This window comes from Streptomyces sp. NPDC059874, from assembly GCF_042731135.1.
In the GTDB taxonomy this organism is placed as follows: domain Bacteria; phylum Actinomycetota; class Actinomycetes; order Streptomycetales; family Streptomycetaceae; genus Streptomyces.
On record NZ_JBHWJY010000016.1, the window covers coordinates 17,438 to 33,096 of the forward strand.

The window sequence follows — 15,659 nt, forward strand, 5'->3', positions numbered from 1 at the left end:
GGGTTGGGGGAAAAGGTGGCCTCGAAGCCGAAACAACGGAACGTCACCCTCGCCTTCACGGCCCTGGCCGCGGCGGTGGGTAGTGCCGGGCTCGCTGTTCGCCTGCTCTCACAGGCTTTGCGGGGCGGCGATGCCGGAGCGCTCGCCCTCGGTCTGATGGTCGCCGCCCTGGGCGTCACGACCTTGGGGTACGGGGTGTGGTCTCTCTGGCGAACGCTGAGCGCCTCAGCCGCCTCGTCCGTCTCCAAGGGTCTGATCGTCGGAGCCCTGACGGCGCTGTCGGAGGCCGGCCTCACCTGGCTCGCGTTCGCCCTCGCCCTCGACGGTCGGACCGGGCAGGCGTGGCTCGTCGGCGCGGTTGCGGTGCTGCTCGTGGTGCCGTTCACGGGGCTGGTCATCCGGCGCAACGAGATGAGGGACCACGAGAGGGTCGTGGTCGTGGCCGGTGTCGTCCTGTCCGCCGCGTGCCTCGGCTGGCTCGCCCTCCACCTGGTGGCGGGCGACAGCCCGCAGCGGACCTGGCTGCTGGCGGGGCCCGCCACCGCCCTGATCGTGGTCACCTTCCGGTTGCGCGTCGCGAACGGCCTGTCCGGCCGTCCCGGCTGGTTACTGGCCCTGGCCTTCACGGCGACACTGCTCCTGGTGGTGGCCAGCCTCGCCGGCGAGGGCCGTACCGCCCCCGCCTGGATCGTCGGTGGGCTCGGGCTGGGCGGGACGCTCGGCGTCCTGTGGGTCCTGAACGACTGGTCCGTCCCAGCCGTCCGGCGCAGAACCCCGCAGAGGGAGGTCACCGAGCCCTCCGGACCTCCGCCGGGAGCCGTGGTCCCGTTGTGGGCTCGCGCCACGGGCCTCCTCATACCGCTGGGGTCCCTCGGCTGGGCGGCGCTCGACGGCACGGAGCACCGGCCGGTCACCAGCCCGGCCGGACTGCTCGTCGGGTTGGCCGAACTGACGGTCGCCGCCGCGATGCTGATGGCGCTCCAGGCGCTGCTCCTCGGCTGGCTGCGCCCCGGGTGCACGCCGGGCCTCGCGCAAAAGGCAGCCGCGCGCGTGCGGCGGCTGGAGTTCCCGCACGACGACCCGCGCCATCGGAGTGATGCGTGGTACGAGCAGCAGCGGCTGCGGGATCGCGAGCTTGCCCTGCGGGAGGAGGCGCGGCGCGCGCGTCTACCGGGCGACCGGGACATGTACGAGCGGGAACTGGAGGCCCTGGAGAGGCACCGGGCGCGGCTGGACTGGGAGATCGGCCAGGACCGACAGGCACGCTCGCGACGCGTCCAGATGGAGCTCAGGACGGAGTTCCGCCTCAATCCCACCCTGCCGCGGGCCTCCGGCTCCCTGGTACGTCCGCTCTGCCCCGCCGCCTGCGACGACACCGTCGTCGACGCGGCGTTCGCCACCGGCCTGGTGGTCGACCGAGTGTGGCCGAGGATCGAGCTCGTCGCCCCGCCCCAGGTGCGACGCGAGGCCCGCCGCCACGGCCGGGATGTCGCACTGCTGCGCGTCACTGCCGCCAGCGCCGTCTGCACCGGTTTGGTCTGGGCGTTCACTGCGGGGGTCGTCGCCCGGCCCCAGCCGGACGGCGCCTCCCTGGCCGTGCTCGTCATCGGCCCGCTCCTGATCGCCCTGGCCGCGCTCGCGCTGGGGCGGCGGCGGGTCGTGGAGGCGTACGAGCACCGCGTGAACGCGGTGGAGGTGTACCGCTTCGACCTGGCCGAGGCTCTACGGCTGCCCCTGCCCCACAACCACGCCGAGCTCCTCGGGCTCGGCGACGTGCTGCAGGGGCAGGGAGATTACGATCGGCCGCTCGCCTGGACCGGCGCCGCACCGACCGCCACCCCGCAGCCCGAGCCCCAGCAGACCACCACGGCCGTCGAGGTGTCGGGCGGGAGCCGCGAAGCTCTGGTGTCCGAGGTGTCCGAGCGGGTGCTCCGCGAGGTCCGCGCCGCCCTGCGCAGCGAGCACGAGGCCCTGGCCCAGCGGCTCACTTCCGGCCGGCTCGACAAGAAGGACCTGGCCAGGCTCGCCGAGGAGGTCGCGCGGCACACCTCGGTATCGGTCGGCCAGCGTCTTGGACGCACGGTGACCGACCTGCACGGGAACTCGACTCGTGAGCTCCGGCAGGCATTGCGGCAGAGCGTCGAGGAGGCCGTCACCGGGCCGCCGCTCGCGAACTTCACCGGCTACTTCGCCCTCCAGCTCGACGCCGGCCAGGAACTCAGAGCGGGCGTGACTCCGGGCACCGGTGCGACGGGCGGGGCCGCGCACGGTACGACCATCGTGGCATCCCCCGGGCAGCGCCTCGGCCTCGTTCTCTTCGTGGTGCGCGACCCTCGGGGCCGGGACGCGGGATCCACCCAGCAGACTTCGCCCGAGCGGCAGTTCTTCGCCCTGGAGCCCGTGCACATCGAGGGGGGCCGGGACGTGCCCGCCGCCGACTTCGAGGCCCTGGTCGACAGCCCGACGCTCGCTCCCAGCCCCCACCGGCGGACCCTGCGGACCGAGCGGGAGGCGCAGACGGTCTTCCGCTTCCCGCTACCGGAGGAGGAAGGGCTGCACGAGGTGTGGTTCCAGCTCTACCAGTCCGGCCGGCTCGTCCAGGTGATCGCCGTCTCCATCGCGGTCCGGGCCTCCGGCACCCCGGACTCCCCCGCCGAGCTCCCGGAAGAACCGTACGAAGAGTTCCCCGAAGAACCGTACGAAGAAGCCCCCGAGGACGCCTCCGAAGAGCCGCCCGAGCGCTCCCGCAGGCAGGTCTCCGGATGACGGGAAGCCGGCCCGCCGACGTCACCGTCCGCGTGCACCGCACCGTGCGGACCACCCAGGTCGCCTTCCACGCCCGCAACGGAACCCCACCACTGCGGATGACCCTGCCCCAGCCGGGGGTCATGGACGTGGCCCGCCGCCGACTCGACGCCGGCCTGCTGGGACTCAAGGACGTACTGCCGGGCCTGACCGTGGACGACGAGGACGTCCCCGAGGTGTTCGACGTGCTGCACCGCATCGGCCGGGGGCTCGTCTTCCTCCTGTTCGGCCTTGAGACCGGAGTCATCCAGGGCCTCCAGACCTTCTGGAACAGCGCGCTGCCCCTCGCCCGCAACCCCGCCCTGCCGCCCCCGCTGGTGGAGTGCGTAGGCGACCGCGACTGCTTCCTCCCGCTCGAACTGCTCCCCCTCCACCGGATGTACCCGGCCGCGCCGGCCGACCGCGCGGAGCTCATCGCCGAATGCCGCAACCTGGTCGGCTTCTCCTGCGTGGTCAAGCGGACGATGCTGCCCGCCCCGGTCCCCACGGGACTGTCCCTGCGGACCGCACCGGGCGGGAGGCTGCCCCTGCGCTTCCTCCAGCACGAGCAACTCGACGGGGCCCGGCGCGAACTGGACTGGCTGACCTCCTCGGCGGCGGACCGGGTGGAGGTCGACGGCCCCTACCCCGACGGCGACAGCGGGGCGGCCACCCTGGCGGAGCAGATCTTCGACCCCCGGCGCTCGCTCGCCGGCGAGCTCCGCGCCGTGCCCGACCAGGTCCAGCACTTCGCCTGCCACTGCTACGCGACGCTCGACAGCCCCCTCGACAACGAGATCGAGCTGCACGGCGGCGGCAAGGACCTCCGGGTGAAGCTCGGCACCATCGCGGAGGACCTGGTCGCGCTGAAGTCCCGGCCCGGTCAGGCCGGCCACGAGATGCCGCTCGTGGTCATGAATGCCTGCGGGTCGGCCCGCATGCACGCGACCAGCTCCCTGTCGTTCCCCCACCTCTTCCTGACGAACGGGAACCGGGGCTTCATCGGCAGCGAGATCGAGGTGCCGGACGAGGTGGCGGCGGCCTTCTCCGAGGCCCTGTACGAGCGCTTCCTGCTCCGTCGCCTCCCCCTCGGCCGCTCGGTGTTCGAAGCCCGCAACAGCCTGCTGCACACGTACGGGAACCCGCTCGGCATCGCCTACGCCGCCTACGCGGATCCCCAACTCCATGTCCGCACCGAACCGACGGAGAACACAGATGCCCATGTCCCAGCGAACCGGGTCCCCGCGCACTGACGAGCAGAAGCCCGACGACACCGAGGTGATCCGGGTCCTCGGCCTGGAGGACGGCGACGACCGCTCCCTGTTCCGGCGCTCCCAGGAATGGCGGCTCGGGCGGGCCGAGGTCCCCGTCGAGGTGTTCCAGGAGCGGGTCAGCGGCTTCCTCGACTCGATGCGATCGGTCATCGAAGCCCTGCCCGCCGGCTGCGGGGACTTCCAACTCAACGAGGTCACCATCAGCGCCGAGGTCAGCGCGAAGGGCCAAATCTCCCTGCTGGGCTCCGGCGGAGAACTCGCGGGCTCGTCGAGCCTGACCTTCACGTTCACCCGCGGAACGCCTGCGTAGCCGGACACGCCCGCCATCCGCGCCGCAATCCAACTGTCCGGACCCGGTGCCCGCCGGATATAGTGGGGGCACCAAGTTACTCAGGCGCTTGAGGCCCTCCACCACGGTGGAGGGCCTCAAGTCTTTTCCGGCGCCTGTCGAGCTCAGGCCACCTGGAGCTTCGGCCGGCCCGTCGGGGTCGGCGGCGCCTGGTGGTAGGTCGGCAGCTTCAGGTTGGGCAGGTCCCCCACCTGGATGCGGGCGAGGGCGGCGCGGAACGCCGCCTCCATGTCCTCCGGGGTCTCGTACTTCGCCGCGAGCGGGTGGAGCCGGTACGAGTTGCCCGTCCGCTCCTCGCTGCGCGGCCGCAGCACGATGTTCAGGTCGCACAGCGGGGCCATGAGACCGCTGACTGCCTGGGGCGTGACCCCGTACTCGGCCGCCATGTCCTTCTGCCGGACCGGCAGCGTTCCCCCGAAGTCGCTGCGCGAGACGAGGTACTGGAGGAACTTGACGGCGGACCCTGACAGCGGCAGGGCCCAGATGCGCTCCGCGACGATCGGAGACATGACGTTAGCCATGGGAGGACAGCCTTCCTCGTGAACGGTCGCCTGTGTACTGGCCTGGCAGCGCTATCACCCGGTTCGTTTCCTTCCACCAAAGCTTTCCTCGACCCCGAAGTCGAGGTCCAGCTCCTCCTGATGGGCCTCTTCCGGCCCCATCGCGTACGGGAACGCCTCGGGGTCGTGTTCGTGCTTCTCGGCGATCTCTGCGAGCACCTCGTGCTGGGCCGTGCTGTTGCCGTGGAACCAGAGACGCACGTTGATCTGGATCCGGCCGTTGCCGGCCTTCTCCACCCAGTTGTAACCGCACAACGCCTGCACGGCACGGTTCACCGTGGAGCGCGTGATCATCTTGCCGTCCTTCTGGGCGGCGATCTTGTTCAGTCCGTCCGTGATCTCCTGCTGCGTGTACTGGGTGATGCCGGTCCCCGGCACCTGCCCGCCGGCCACGAAGAGGAAGACGCAGAGCTGGGACTTGGTGATGCTGTTCGCGACGGCCAGCTGCGCCAGCAACTGCGTGAACCAATTGCTGGCCAGGCTGTATCCGGCGCCCCCGGCCATGTCGTGGACGGCCTTCGGGTCCGCCGCGTACTCGAAGGTGACTCCCTTGAGCCGGCGGCGGCCGCTGGGGTCGGCGGCGTTGGCCACTGTCTCCCCGAGCTGCTGGCCGAGGACGGCCAGGATGTCGCCGTACTCCGCTTCGTTCCCCGTGGCGGTGGGAACGGGGACAGGCCGGGGCCCGCGCTGTCGACGACGGGCGGGCGGATCAGATGTCACAGGACCTCCTTGTTACTCAGGCGGTCCGAGACTATCCAAAAAATCAACGTGTGCTTGTCTTTTGGCGCGTCGGCGCGCCGGAAGTTGCCGCTGGATGGAGCCCTGTTCGACGCAGGCACCAAAACTACACGCTACGTGGACTTATTTTGCGCTCAAGCGCCGAAAGTCCACGGCTCCTTGATTTATGTGTGTCGCGATGGCGGCACATTCGGTGGTTCCGGCGTTCGAGTGAAGCGCCCTGCCGCCCCTCTGCCCGACTCTCTGACCTGCGACGATCCGCGGCCAGTTGGGGCCTCCAGAAAATCAACTGGTGCTTGATTTTTCCGCGAAATGTGCTCGCCAGCCATACATCTCGGGGCACCAAATGTGTCCTGGGGGACACATGCCCTCCGACAAACCTGCAGGTCAGAGGGCATGCGCAGGCGGCGCCCTCTTATTAAAGAGCAACGTGACCGACGGCATCAGCAGGCTCCGGCTCTCGGTGAGCTCAGCTCCAGCTGACCCTCCGTCTGCCCCCTAACAACGGATGGCTCCTGCTCCACATCCCACGCCTGACATCAGCCCACGGACCCCCGCGCCTCCTGCGTCCCCTGAGCTCCCCCCCACCTGCACCACCGAAAGTCAGCCCCGACAGCGGGCTCGACGAAGGACCACGATCAGTGGCCACCTGCACCACCCACTCAGCCCAACCACGCTTCCAGTCTTGAAGGCGAGTCCAACCAGCAGTCGCCAACCGTGCCTTGCCACCCCGGCGGGGCACCGCAAGCCCGCCAGGGCTGAGGAGCAGCCGACCCCAGGCGCAGGCCCGGGAGGATCAACGGTCCGGGGATGCCGACGGACAAGAGCCCTGATCCGGTGGGCATCGTCTGCGAAGGTGCGGACGAGCTGCCGGGCTCGCAGCAGTCGATGTCCTCACTGGAAACCGAGGCCAAGTGGCGCTTTCCGTCAGAACTGCCCAAAACCGACCCTCAGAATGGGGCCTCAGAGCCCCGATCCCGATCGAGCCGGTGTGATGTGACGTTCCTTCACTGCAGAGGCCGACAGCGGGGCGCTCAGCCCCTTCTTGCTGTCCCGAGTCGACTCCGGCGCCCTGGAGGCTCCCCTGATCGGCGCAATCCTGACCCCAGGCGCAGGGTCACGGCGCGCCGGTTGCACCTTCCGAAGAGTCATACGGGCTGATGCCAAACGGGCTCTGCGAGGCGTGCGGCCACTCCCCGTGAGCAAGGCAGCGAGCATGCTTCCCGGGCGACTCATGCCAAATAGGGCCAACACGTTTCGGTGTGGCGCTTCACCTTCACCTCCGAAGGTTAGTAAGGTACCCGCATGACCGCTCCATACGATCCGGAAGTCAGGGAAAAGGTAGTTGCCAAGCTGCCTGCCTCCCTTCGGCAGGAACTCAAGGTCCGCGCTGCCCAGTTGGGCGTGGACATCCAGGACGCCGTCACCGAGGGCATCCACGCCTGGCGTGCGGACGCCTCCGCGGCGACGCCGGTGGACACCTCGGGCGCCTCCTCCTTCTCCACGTACCTCCCCACCGGCCTCTACGGGGACTTCAAGGACGACTGCCGGGTGCGCGAGGTCCCGTACAACCAGGGCGTCGCGCAGTCGATCCGGCTGTGGCTCGACACCCACCCCTCCCCCACCGGCCGCCGGCGGCCGTCCACCGAGGGCGCGCGCCGGATCGTGGTCTGCAACCAGAAAGGCGGCGTGGGCAAGAGCGCCATCAGCAACGGGCTCTCCCAGGCCCTCGCCGAGACCGGTGCCCGTGTCTGCGTCATCGACTTCGACCCCCAGGGCCACCTGACCCGGCACCTGGGCGCCGAGATGCTCGGCATCAAGGAGCCGAGCCTCGCCAAGCACATGCTCGGCGAGATCGAAGGCCGCGTCCGCGAGCTCCTCGTACCCATCGAGCACGGGGTGTTCGCCGGGCGCCTCTTCCTGATGCCCTCCTGTAAGGACGCCTTCCTCCTCGATGCCCGGCTGGCCACGACGCGCCACGTCCGGACGAAGGAAACCGCCCTGGAGAAGGCCCTGGAGGAACTGGAGGAGGAGTTCGACTACATCGTCGTCGACTGCCCGCCCAGCCTCGGCTACACCATGGACACCGCGCTGTACTACGCACGCACCCGCGAGGGCGAGGCGGAGAAGACCTCCGGCATCATCGTGCCCGTCCAGGCCGAGGACACCTCCGCAGACGCGTACGACATGCTCAGCGAGCAGCTGGAGGACCTGATTGACGACCTCGACATCGAGATCGCCCAGCTCGGCTTCGTCGTCAACCTCTACGACAGCCGCAAGGGCTACGTCGTCACCTCCTCCCTCAACAGCTGGAAGGAGTTCGGCGACCCGCCGGTCATCACCGTCATCTCCGACCTGAAGGAGCAGCGCGAAGCCGTGCGCGTCAAGCTGCCGCTGCTGCACTACGCACCGGAGTGCGAGCAGTCCGAGGCCATGCGTGAGATCGCCCGGAGGATCGCGGCATGAGCAAGAGCGACCTCCTCGGCACCGGCGCCGCCTTCAGCAACGCCCGCCGCAGTGGCGGCCGGAGCGAGCGCGGGCGCGCCAAGGCCGTCGCCCAGGGCGATGTGCCGGCGTACGAACTCATTCGCGTCCCCCTCGACCAGGTGTCCGCGACCCCCCTCAACCCCCGCCGGAACTTCGGCACGGACGAGGAGAAGACCCGCTTCGGCGAGGAGCTCCGCGAAGCCCAGCTCTCGGCCTGTGTCGTGGTCAGCCGCGCCGCGTACCTCGGGCTGTGGCCGGACCACGAGTCCGGGATCGGGGCGGCGTCGTACGTCCTCATCAACGGCGAGCGCCGTTTCCGCAGCGCGCTGCACGTGGGGCTGGAGTCGCTGGACTTCGTCGTACGCGATGACCTCGCGGCCTCCCGTACGGACTTCATCGACCATCTCCTTGCCGAGAACCTCGAGCGCGAGGACTTCGATGTCATCGAGCGCGCTCGGGGTGTGCAGCACCTGGTCGACACGTGCGCGGACGAGGGCCGGGAGCACGGCGCCAAGTCCCGGGCGGCGGAGCGGCTGGGCCGCTCGCCGTCATGGGTGACCAACCAGCTGGTGCTGCTGGAACTCCCCGAGGAGATCCAGGCCATGCTCAGCTCGGGTGACCTTCCCGAGCGGGACGGCCGGGTCCTGGCGCGGACGGCGAAGGACCGGCCGGGTGTGGGCGCGGCCGAGCTGTTGGGCTTCCTGAAGGAGACCAAGGAGCAGGAAGCCCAGGTCAAGGCGGCGCAGCGGGAGATCCTGCGCGACGCACAGGAGTCCGTAGCGGTGCGCGAACCGGCGGGGGCCGGCGTGGCCGGGGGAGTCCCGGACCTCGCGGAACCGTCGCCGCAGCCGGCCCGACTTTTGTCCGCGGACAAAAGTCGGGAGCCCGACGCCACGCCCTCGGCGGCCGCGGAGCTGGTCGAGGCGAGCCCCTCTCCGGCAGCGGTGGCGCAGCTGGAGCCGGAGCCGGAACCGGAGCCGACGGTGACGCCGAGCGCGCCGGCACCCGTAGCGGCGGAGCCGGTTCACGAGCGCGAGCCGGAGGGCGTCATCCCGCCTCAGGCCAGGGGAGCGGACACGTCTCCGGTCTCCTGGCAGGACCCGAGCGCCGTGTACGACGCGATCTGGGCGAACATGTCGGCCAAGCACCGCGTGGAGCTGACGCTGCTCCTGATCGAGAACAACTAGCGGCGTCAGCAGCCGCCGATCCCATGCTGAGGGGCCCTACCGCTTCGTCTGCGGTAGGGCCCCGACTTTTGTCCGCGGACAAAAGTCCGGAAGCCACCTCAGTGTCAGTGGGGAGTGGACACTCGTGCCTGACTTGTCTCAGCGAAGATGCACCGGTCTCACCGAAGATTGACAACTGGCCTTTTCGTCTCATCGAAGTTTCACCAGGCGGGGCTATCCCGTCTCAGGCGATCCGGCCCTGTCGCGGATGATCTGGTTCGCCGGTCCGGCTGTCAGTGAGGCACGGCAGGCTGCGCCCATGAGCTATGACCTTGCTGTGTGGGAGGGAGAGCGGCCGGCGGATGATGCTGCTGCGGCCCGGTGCTTCCGCGGTCTGTATGACCGCTTCATGGACACGGAAGAGCCCGCGGTTCCTCCGGCTGAGCGCATAGTGGTCTTCGTCACCGCGCTCTCGGAGCGGTGGCCGGACCTTGCCGAAGACGACGATGAAACCTCACCGTGGTCAACCGCTCCGCTGATCGGTGAGCCTGCGGCCCGTTGATCTACTTCCCCATGCGCTGGAGCATGGCCGACGAGGCATCTGCCCACGCGGCGGAGGTCGCTTCGTCGATGGGCCTCAACTGCTTTGACCCGCAGGCACGGAAGCTGCGCTCTTAACGATGGTGCAGGGTAACCGTGGCGCAGGTGCTCGGTAGGCTCGCGCCATGTCCAACGATCTCGGTTTCACGTGCTCATGCTGCGGCGACCACCACGCAGAGCTCCCCATGAGCTACTCGACCATGGCCCCTGACGTGTGGGATCCCAATTTCGAGAGTGATCCGGACAGCATGCTGTCGTCCGACCAGTGCGTAATCAGGGGCCAGCACTTCTTCATCAGGGGTCTGATCGAGATACCTGTGATCGGCAGCCAGGACGTCTTCTCCTGGGGCGTCTGGGTCTCTCTGAGCAAGGACAATTTCGCCCGTGCTCTTGAGGTGTGGAACACGGAGGGCCGTGAGGCCGAGAGGCCGTACTTCGGCTGGCTCAGCACCGAGCTCGCGCTCTATCCCGAGAGCACCACCAACCTGAAGACCAACGCCCACACTCGACCGGTCGGCAAGCGGCCCTTCATCGAGCTGGAGCCCACCGACCACCCGCTCGCCGTCGAACAGCGCACCGGGATCACGCAGGACCGCGTACGTGAGATCGCCATGGCTGTGCTGCATCCGGCCTGAGTCACCGCAGGTCAAGGCTTGGCGAGGTTGCGCGGCCACGAACCTGTGGTGCAACAAGTGGCCGACCAAGAGATCGTCGTACCCGTTTCCGCGCTGGCCGGATGGGGCGGTTGCACGGAGACGGGGATGATCCTCGGCGACGACGCAGGGGTCCTTGACGACTACGACCGTGCCTGCGAGGTCGATGGCCTGGCCGAGGTGATCGGCGTGGGCGGGGAGAACGCGCGAGGCCTCGTCCTGGCGACGAACCCGCCGCCACCTGCTACCTCCCGGATCACCGAGCGTTCCTCCGCTGGCTCGGTCCAGAATCCGAAGCCGATCTGATCGCCGCAGCCGGGGCCGTGCTGAGAGACCCCGCAGCCGAGTGGGAGGAGTGCGGTATCTGGGAGACGGACGGCCCGGCAGTGCTCATGGACTCTGTAACCGCCGGTGCCGAGCTGGACGTTGCGTACCTGGGCGGCGGAGGTTTGCCAGAACAGGCCGCGGTCCCGATACCGGCGGGCCGCTGGACCGTTCGTGCAATCCACACCTCAGTGCACGAGGAAGCCAGTGTGGGACTGGTCCAGTTTCTGCCCTCCACGGCCTGACTCCAACGGCCCGACTTTTGTCCGCGGACAAAAGTCGGCAGCCCGACGCCGTGCCTTCGACGGCCTGGGCAGCCAGGGCTCGGACTCGGTCCCGGTGCCGTGGCACGACCCGAAGGCCGTCTTCGACGCCATCCAGCAGCACATGTCGGCGGAGCAACGCGCAGAACTGACGACGCTGCTCATCGACAACAGCTAGCGCACGGGCCCTGCTTCGGCACTCCGAAGTGTGGGGCCGCCGCATGCGGTGCGTACGAGCGTCAGAGCGAAGGCGCGAGCAGGGTCAGCCGCAGGAGTGCGGCCACGGCCAGCACCGCCGGAGCGGCGAACCATCCTCGGCCCACCCACTCGGCCTTCACGAAGACCCATGAGAGCAGTGCCGTCACCAGGGCCAGGGCCAGGCCCGCCGCGTATTTGGCGTGGGCGAGGCCCTCGGTGTCCCACGGGCCGGCCGGCCCCACCGCGTACGCCAGGAAAACGAGGTAGCCGGTCACCAGGTTGCCCAGGGCGAGGAGGAGGGTGCACACGACGGTGCCGACCAACCGGGGCCCGCCACCCGGGCGGGCCGGGTTCGTCGTCTCGTTCACCGCAATGCTCCCCCCGCGTCGTTCAGGCTGTTGTCCCGAACAGTCGACCGTACGCCTGGGCGCCGTCGCTTTCGTAGTAGGGGCCCCCGTTGTAGCGGGCGGCGAGTTCCCGCATCTGCTCCCGCGTCATCTCGTGCGCGGGCACGTCGGCGAAGCCGCTCTCGGCCTTGAGCTGGGCCAGGTAAGCCGATGCGATGAACATGTTCTTCGCAGGGTCCTTCACGGCGTCCACGACGGTCGCACGTTGCAGATCCGTGAGGTGGTGCGGGTCGTACCCCAGGACTGCGGCGGCACGGCGGACCTGGACGGACATCGGTCCCAGCGACGTCCGGTCGGGGTCCTCCCTCCCCGGGACGACGCCGCGCACCAAACGGGCGACGTCATCCACGACCGCAGGGTCGCCCTCAACCTCCTGCCAGGCGATACCTGCGATCATCTCGGACGGAAGGCCCGATTCGGCTGCCGCGGCCTTGATGAGTTCGCTGTTGTGGGAGATGTACGAGCGGCGGCCGTCGTCGGACAGCGAGGGAATCCAGTAGTTGTTCCCCTGCGCTTCCGGTGCGAGATACGCAGGAGGGCCTCGGAGACCACGACGTCCTCACCCCTGCTCGGGATCGCGTCGACCTTCGAACCTGCGCCTGGCCGGCGCACGTGGGGGTTGTCCCTCGCCTCTCGCGCCTCGGCCCGCAACGGCCTGAGGTCTTGCGCCAGGGCGACGGTGCACCCTGCTCCACGCCCCGGCCGGAGGGGGAGCAGCTGCTCGACTTTTGTCCGCGGACAAAAGTCGGAGGCGAGATTGTGTGTCGTCACCCTGCGCGGACGCATCCGGCGTGACATGGGCAAAGCCCCACGGGCGGTCGCAACCGTGATCGACTCCCAGAGCGTGAAAGCCGCCGAGACCGTGGGCAAGGACTCTCGCGGCTACGACGCCGCCAAAAGGATCAACGGCAGGAAACGGCACATCGTCGTCGACACCCGCGGCCTCCCGCTGCTGGTCATGGTCACACCCGCTGACATGACCGACCGCGACGCCGCCAAGGAAGTCCTCTTCCGCCTCCGGCTCATGCACCCCGAGATCACCATCGTCTGGGCCGACTCCGCTTACGCCGGCCAGCTCGTCACCTGGGCAAAGACCCACCTGCGGCTCACCGTCAAAACCGTCAGCCGGCCCAAGGACGCCACCGGATTCGTCGTCCTACCCCGCCGGTGGGTCGTCGAACGCACCCTGGCGTGGCTCATGCACGCCCGCCGCCATGCCCGCGACTACGAACGACTCGTCCAGCACTCCGAAGCTCTGATCACCTGGGCGGCCATCACATTGATGACTCGCCGCATCACCCAGAAGAAGAACCTCACCGCCCTTACCCCACCTGAAACTGGCAAGAGCCGCCGGAACCGGATGACCGAGGAAAGTCGCTGTGGTGGTCATCAGTCGATGCTGATGACCACCACGCGCCATCTGGCTAGATCAATCTCACAAACCACACGGTAACGAACGGAAGTACGACGATCAGGAAGTCGGCGAGGCCAAAGTAGAACGCGTCATCCTTGGCCCTGGCCTCTCTTCCTCGGCTGCCTTCCCTCCCACTGCCGTCCATCCACTCAAGGACTGCCTTCCGCGCCGAGCGGGCGGACCGATGACCAATCCAGCTCGGTGAAAAGGCCCACACACCGCCTTCAGCTCCATTACGAGTCAGCCAGAGCCCTCCACTCCTGCTCACGACTGATTCGATCTCCGAAGATGGGAAGAGCCGCTTCTTCAGGGGGCTCACCTCCTGAAACGTTCCGTCCGGACTGAGGACGAGGCACGGGCACAGCGCGGCCCGACGGGCGAGCATTCCGAAGGAGGCTCCGGTCAGCAGAAGCCCGAGCCCTTCGGAAACGCTTCCGTAGGACGAACTCGCTCCCATCAGCACCAGGAACGGAACCAGCAGGACAACGAGGATCCAAGCCCCCACTACCGTTCCCAGCCGACGCAGGCGCAGCGATCCATCCCGCTTCCGGGAGATAAGCAGCCCACCAGGCCCCCGCATCAGCCAGTATCCGGCGTTGCTGCCAAGGACGGCCACGCCGCCACACGCGTTGGCCATCCTCGCGATGCATCAGCCACGGTTCATCATCACCAGCGACACCGGAACAGCGGCAAGGCCGCCAACCGCGATGAACGCACCCACAATCCGTACGAATCCCTGCGACGGCACCGAACGAGCCCGGGTCTGCTGCTGTGGGCTCCGCTCAAGACCTTCGACGACAAGTGCACGCATCCGGGCAGACCCTCGCCGAGTCGAGAACAGCCCTCCCAAGGCGACGGCCAGGAGCCCCCATATCAGCCGGAACACGTCCGAAGACGCCTCATTCTGAACCGCTAGAAACGACATGCTCGGCATCCTTTACCCGGGGCCCAGACACGTCAACGGACTTCCCAGTCAAGCGAGCGCGACAGCCCCACTGTCATGGACGGCTCACAAACAGGCACTTACGGAGCTTCAACCACTGGTTCGCTTTCGCTGCACCTTCTGACCTCGCTAGACGGGCCCGCACCGTCCGGTAGTCCCGGCACGTCCCGCCGTTGTCGGGGCTGCTTGCCACCCTCCCCGGCGTTCCCCGGATCAGGCTGCCCCCAGCTTCACCAGACCGCTGCGACGACCCGGCGGAGAAGGTCTTTCACCTCCACTCGATTGCGTAGCGCCTCGTGGCGCACTCCTGTCTCAGCGAAGATGCACCTGTCTCGCCGAAGATTGACGACCGGCCTGTTCGTCTCATCGAACTTTCACCAGACGGGGCCGGCGGTGTCCCGTGGCGTCGAAGGCTGAGCGAGCGAACCACAGGTCAGGGGCCCTGTGCGATGTCCAGCGTGCCTGCACACGTTCGGCTGCAACGACGCCGTCAGTGCGTCGTTGACGACGGAGTCCATAGAAGTTGGTTCATTCTGGATGTCCAGGGCAACGAAGGAGGTGGCGATGATCGCAAGGGTGGCCGTGTGGGAGCCCATGCCAACTGACGACCGAGACTGGGTGCTGGATGCCGCCGCCACCGTGCCCGGCGTGCACGGGGCGTATCACCTCGTCGATCCTGGCACGGGCAACGGACTGTCCATTTCCTTCTTCGAGGACGAAGCCGCAGCTCACGCTGCGCGAGAAGCGATTGAGAGGCGTGCTGAGGAGATCGGCTGGAACAGCGCCCCGCATCCGGCACCCACCTCGCACACGATCTATCTGGTTGTCCGGCACGTGTAGTGCGGAGGCAGGGAGTGGTGCCCACGAACGATGCACGCACTCAGCCTGCGATGACACGGGTAGCGTCAGTCAAGTTTCACTGAGACTGCTCGAACTTCGCTGAGACGAGACAGATGCGTCGCAAGAGCCAGAGCAGGTGCGATGGCTCGGGCGTCGGCGTCGTACCGGTCGATGAACGTCCGCAGTTCGCGGGCGCTTCGGGGGGACAGGGCTTGCATCACCGCGTCGAGGAGCACGCGGCCTACCAGCGGGCTGCCGCAGCAGTGCCAGTGCACACTGCCCCACTCACAGGCGTCCCACTCCCGGCTGTCCGGGCACCGGAGGAACTGCCGCCAGCGGTCGAGAGCGAGGACTACGTCCCCAGCCTCCAGGTAGTTCCGGGTGCGTTCGAGGCGGAGGATTTCCCCCACCGCCCTGGCGGACAGGCCGTCGATGGACGGGCTCGAGTGCTGGATGCGGTGTCGTCGTCGCTGGGCAGCACGTAGCTGCCGTGGCCGTCTACGCGGCACGGGCCTTTCGGTGCGTCGTCATGCGGCACATGGTGGCACGACGCTGCCGTCGAGGCGCGCGGCTTTTTTGCGCGGGCCAAAAAAGGGGGCCCCCCCGGCCGCGAACGCAAAGAAGAACCCGGGGGGGTGCCCAATGTGGGGTCCCAGCCG

General features: G+C 68.4%; 14 protein-coding genes and 2 pseudogenes. 10 read left to right on the plus strand and 6 right to left on the minus strand.

Annotated features, from left to right (window positions below; all coding sequences use genetic code 11):
• Positions 1–15: 15 nt before the first annotated feature.
• Genes ACFV9H_RS11990 through ACFV9H_RS12000 form a run of 3 tightly spaced genes read left to right on the plus strand, consistent with a single transcriptional unit; the run spans position 16 to position 4,368 of the window.
• Entirely contained in the window at positions 16–2,766 is a 2,751-nt protein-coding gene (locus tag ACFV9H_RS11990; protein WP_385396661.1) for a hypothetical protein, read from the plus strand.
• Complete coding sequence (locus tag ACFV9H_RS11995; protein ID WP_385396663.1) at positions 2,763–4,037, plus strand: CHAT domain-containing protein; 1,275 nt, start codon at positions 2,763–2,765, stop codon at positions 4,035–4,037. The genes ACFV9H_RS11990 and ACFV9H_RS11995 overlap by 4 nt, the downstream gene beginning before the upstream one ends.
• Positions 4,006–4,368, plus strand: a complete 363-nt coding sequence (locus tag ACFV9H_RS12000) for a hypothetical protein (RefSeq protein WP_385396666.1) — start codon at positions 4,006–4,008, stop codon at positions 4,366–4,368. The genes ACFV9H_RS11995 and ACFV9H_RS12000 overlap by 32 nt, the downstream gene beginning before the upstream one ends.
• Before the next feature lie 143 nt (positions 4,369–4,511).
• Here the strand turns inward: ACFV9H_RS12000 and ACFV9H_RS12005 are convergent, their stop codons facing one another.
• Positions 4,512–4,928 (minus strand): hypothetical protein, encoded by a 417-nt coding sequence (locus tag ACFV9H_RS12005; RefSeq protein WP_385396668.1) that lies wholly within the window; start codon positions 4,926–4,928, stop codon positions 4,512–4,514.
• A gap of 54 nt (positions 4,929–4,982) precedes the next feature.
• On the minus strand, positions 4,983–5,687 hold the full coding sequence (locus tag ACFV9H_RS12010) for a hypothetical protein (RefSeq protein ID WP_385396670.1): 705 nt from the start codon (positions 5,685–5,687) through the stop codon (positions 4,983–4,985).
• A 1,323-nt stretch (positions 5,688–7,010) separates the two neighbouring features.
• Here ACFV9H_RS12010 and ACFV9H_RS12015 point away from each other — a divergent pair.
• The 5 genes and pseudogenes from ACFV9H_RS12015 (at position 7,011) to ACFV9H_RS12035 (ending at position 11,180) form a co-directional block, all read left to right on the plus strand.
• Entirely contained in the window at positions 7,011–8,171 is a 1,161-nt protein-coding gene (locus ACFV9H_RS12015) for a ParA family protein (protein ID WP_385396672.1), read from the plus strand.
• Positions 8,168–9,379 (plus strand): ParB/RepB/Spo0J family partition protein, encoded by a 1,212-nt coding sequence (locus ACFV9H_RS12020; protein ID WP_385396674.1) that lies wholly within the window; start codon positions 8,168–8,170, stop codon positions 9,377–9,379. Before ACFV9H_RS12015 ends, ACFV9H_RS12020 begins: the two co-directional genes overlap by 4 nt.
• Before the next feature lie 298 nt (positions 9,380–9,677).
• The gene (locus ACFV9H_RS12025) at positions 9,678–9,920 is read left to right on the plus strand and encodes a hypothetical protein (RefSeq protein ID WP_385396676.1); all 243 of its coding nucleotides are present in this window, start codon (positions 9,678–9,680) and stop codon (positions 9,918–9,920) included.
• 163 nt (positions 9,921–10,083) lie between these two features.
• On the plus strand, positions 10,084–10,593 hold the full coding sequence (locus tag ACFV9H_RS12030; protein ID WP_385396678.1) for a DUF2199 domain-containing protein: 510 nt from the start codon (positions 10,084–10,086) through the stop codon (positions 10,591–10,593).
• A 126-nt stretch (positions 10,594–10,719) separates the two neighbouring features.
• A pseudogene (locus tag ACFV9H_RS12035) lies at positions 10,720–11,180 on the plus strand (Imm21 family immunity protein).
• A gap of 257 nt (positions 11,181–11,437) precedes the next feature.
• Here the strand turns inward: ACFV9H_RS12035 and ACFV9H_RS12040 are convergent.
• Together ACFV9H_RS12040 and ACFV9H_RS12045 are read right to left on the minus strand one after the other, a co-directional pair.
• Positions 11,438–11,764 (minus strand): hypothetical protein, encoded by a 327-nt coding sequence (locus ACFV9H_RS12040; RefSeq protein ID WP_385396680.1) that lies wholly within the window; start codon positions 11,762–11,764, stop codon positions 11,438–11,440.
• Positions 11,765–11,786: 22 nt separating this feature from the next.
• Positions 11,787–12,152, minus strand: coding sequence for a hypothetical protein (locus tag ACFV9H_RS12045; protein WP_385396682.1), 366 nt, complete (start codon positions 12,150–12,152; stop codon positions 11,787–11,789).
• Between the two features lie 423 nt (positions 12,153–12,575).
• Between ACFV9H_RS12045 and ACFV9H_RS12050 the strand changes: the two are divergent.
• A pseudogene (locus ACFV9H_RS12050) lies at positions 12,576–13,178 on the plus strand (IS5 family transposase); the annotation flags it as partial.
• Between the two features lie 49 nt (positions 13,179–13,227).
• Here ACFV9H_RS12050 and ACFV9H_RS12055 read toward each other — a convergent pair.
• Positions 13,228–13,854: a hypothetical protein gene (locus ACFV9H_RS12055; RefSeq protein ID WP_385396684.1), complete on the minus strand. Its 627-nt coding sequence runs from the start codon at positions 13,852–13,854 to the stop codon at positions 13,228–13,230.
• A gap of 870 nt (positions 13,855–14,724) precedes the next feature.
• Between ACFV9H_RS12055 and ACFV9H_RS12060 the strand changes: the two genes are divergently transcribed.
• Positions 14,725–15,000, plus strand: coding sequence for a hypothetical protein (locus tag ACFV9H_RS12060; RefSeq protein WP_385396686.1), 276 nt, complete (start codon positions 14,725–14,727; stop codon positions 14,998–15,000).
• A gap of 65 nt (positions 15,001–15,065) precedes the next feature.
• Here ACFV9H_RS12060 and ACFV9H_RS12065 read toward each other — a convergent pair whose 3' ends face one another.
• The gene (locus ACFV9H_RS12065; RefSeq protein ID WP_385396688.1) at positions 15,066–15,410 is read right to left on the minus strand and encodes a hypothetical protein; all 345 of its coding nucleotides are present in this window, start codon (positions 15,408–15,410) and stop codon (positions 15,066–15,068) included.
• Between the last annotated feature and the right edge of the window lie 249 nt (positions 15,411–15,659).

Coding starts and splice junctions, on each gene's coding strand:
- ACFV9H_RS11995 (WP_385396663.1), top strand. CDS start 2,763: ATGACGGGAAGCCGGCCCGCCGACGTCACCGTCCGCGTGCACCGCACC.
- ACFV9H_RS12000 (WP_385396666.1), top strand. CDS start 4,006: ATGTCCCAGCGAACCGGGTCCCCGCGCACTGACGAGCAGAAGCCCGAC.
- ACFV9H_RS12005 (WP_385396668.1), bottom strand. CDS start 4,928: ATGGCTAACGTCATGTCTCCGATCGTCGCGGAGCGCATCTGGGCCCTG.
- ACFV9H_RS12015 (WP_385396672.1), top strand. CDS start 7,011: ATGACCGCTCCATACGATCCGGAAGTCAGGGAAAAGGTAGTTGCCAAG.
- ACFV9H_RS12020 (WP_385396674.1), top strand. CDS start 8,168: ATGAGCAAGAGCGACCTCCTCGGCACCGGCGCCGCCTTCAGCAACGCC.
- ACFV9H_RS12025 (WP_385396676.1), top strand. CDS start 9,678: ATGAGCTATGACCTTGCTGTGTGGGAGGGAGAGCGGCCGGCGGATGAT.
- ACFV9H_RS12030 (WP_385396678.1), top strand. CDS start 10,084: ATGTCCAACGATCTCGGTTTCACGTGCTCATGCTGCGGCGACCACCAC.
- ACFV9H_RS12055 (WP_385396684.1), bottom strand. CDS start 13,854: ATGGCCAACGCGTGTGGCGGCGTGGCCGTCCTTGGCAGCAACGCCGGA.
- ACFV9H_RS12060 (WP_385396686.1), top strand. CDS start 14,725: ATGATCGCAAGGGTGGCCGTGTGGGAGCCCATGCCAACTGACGACCGA.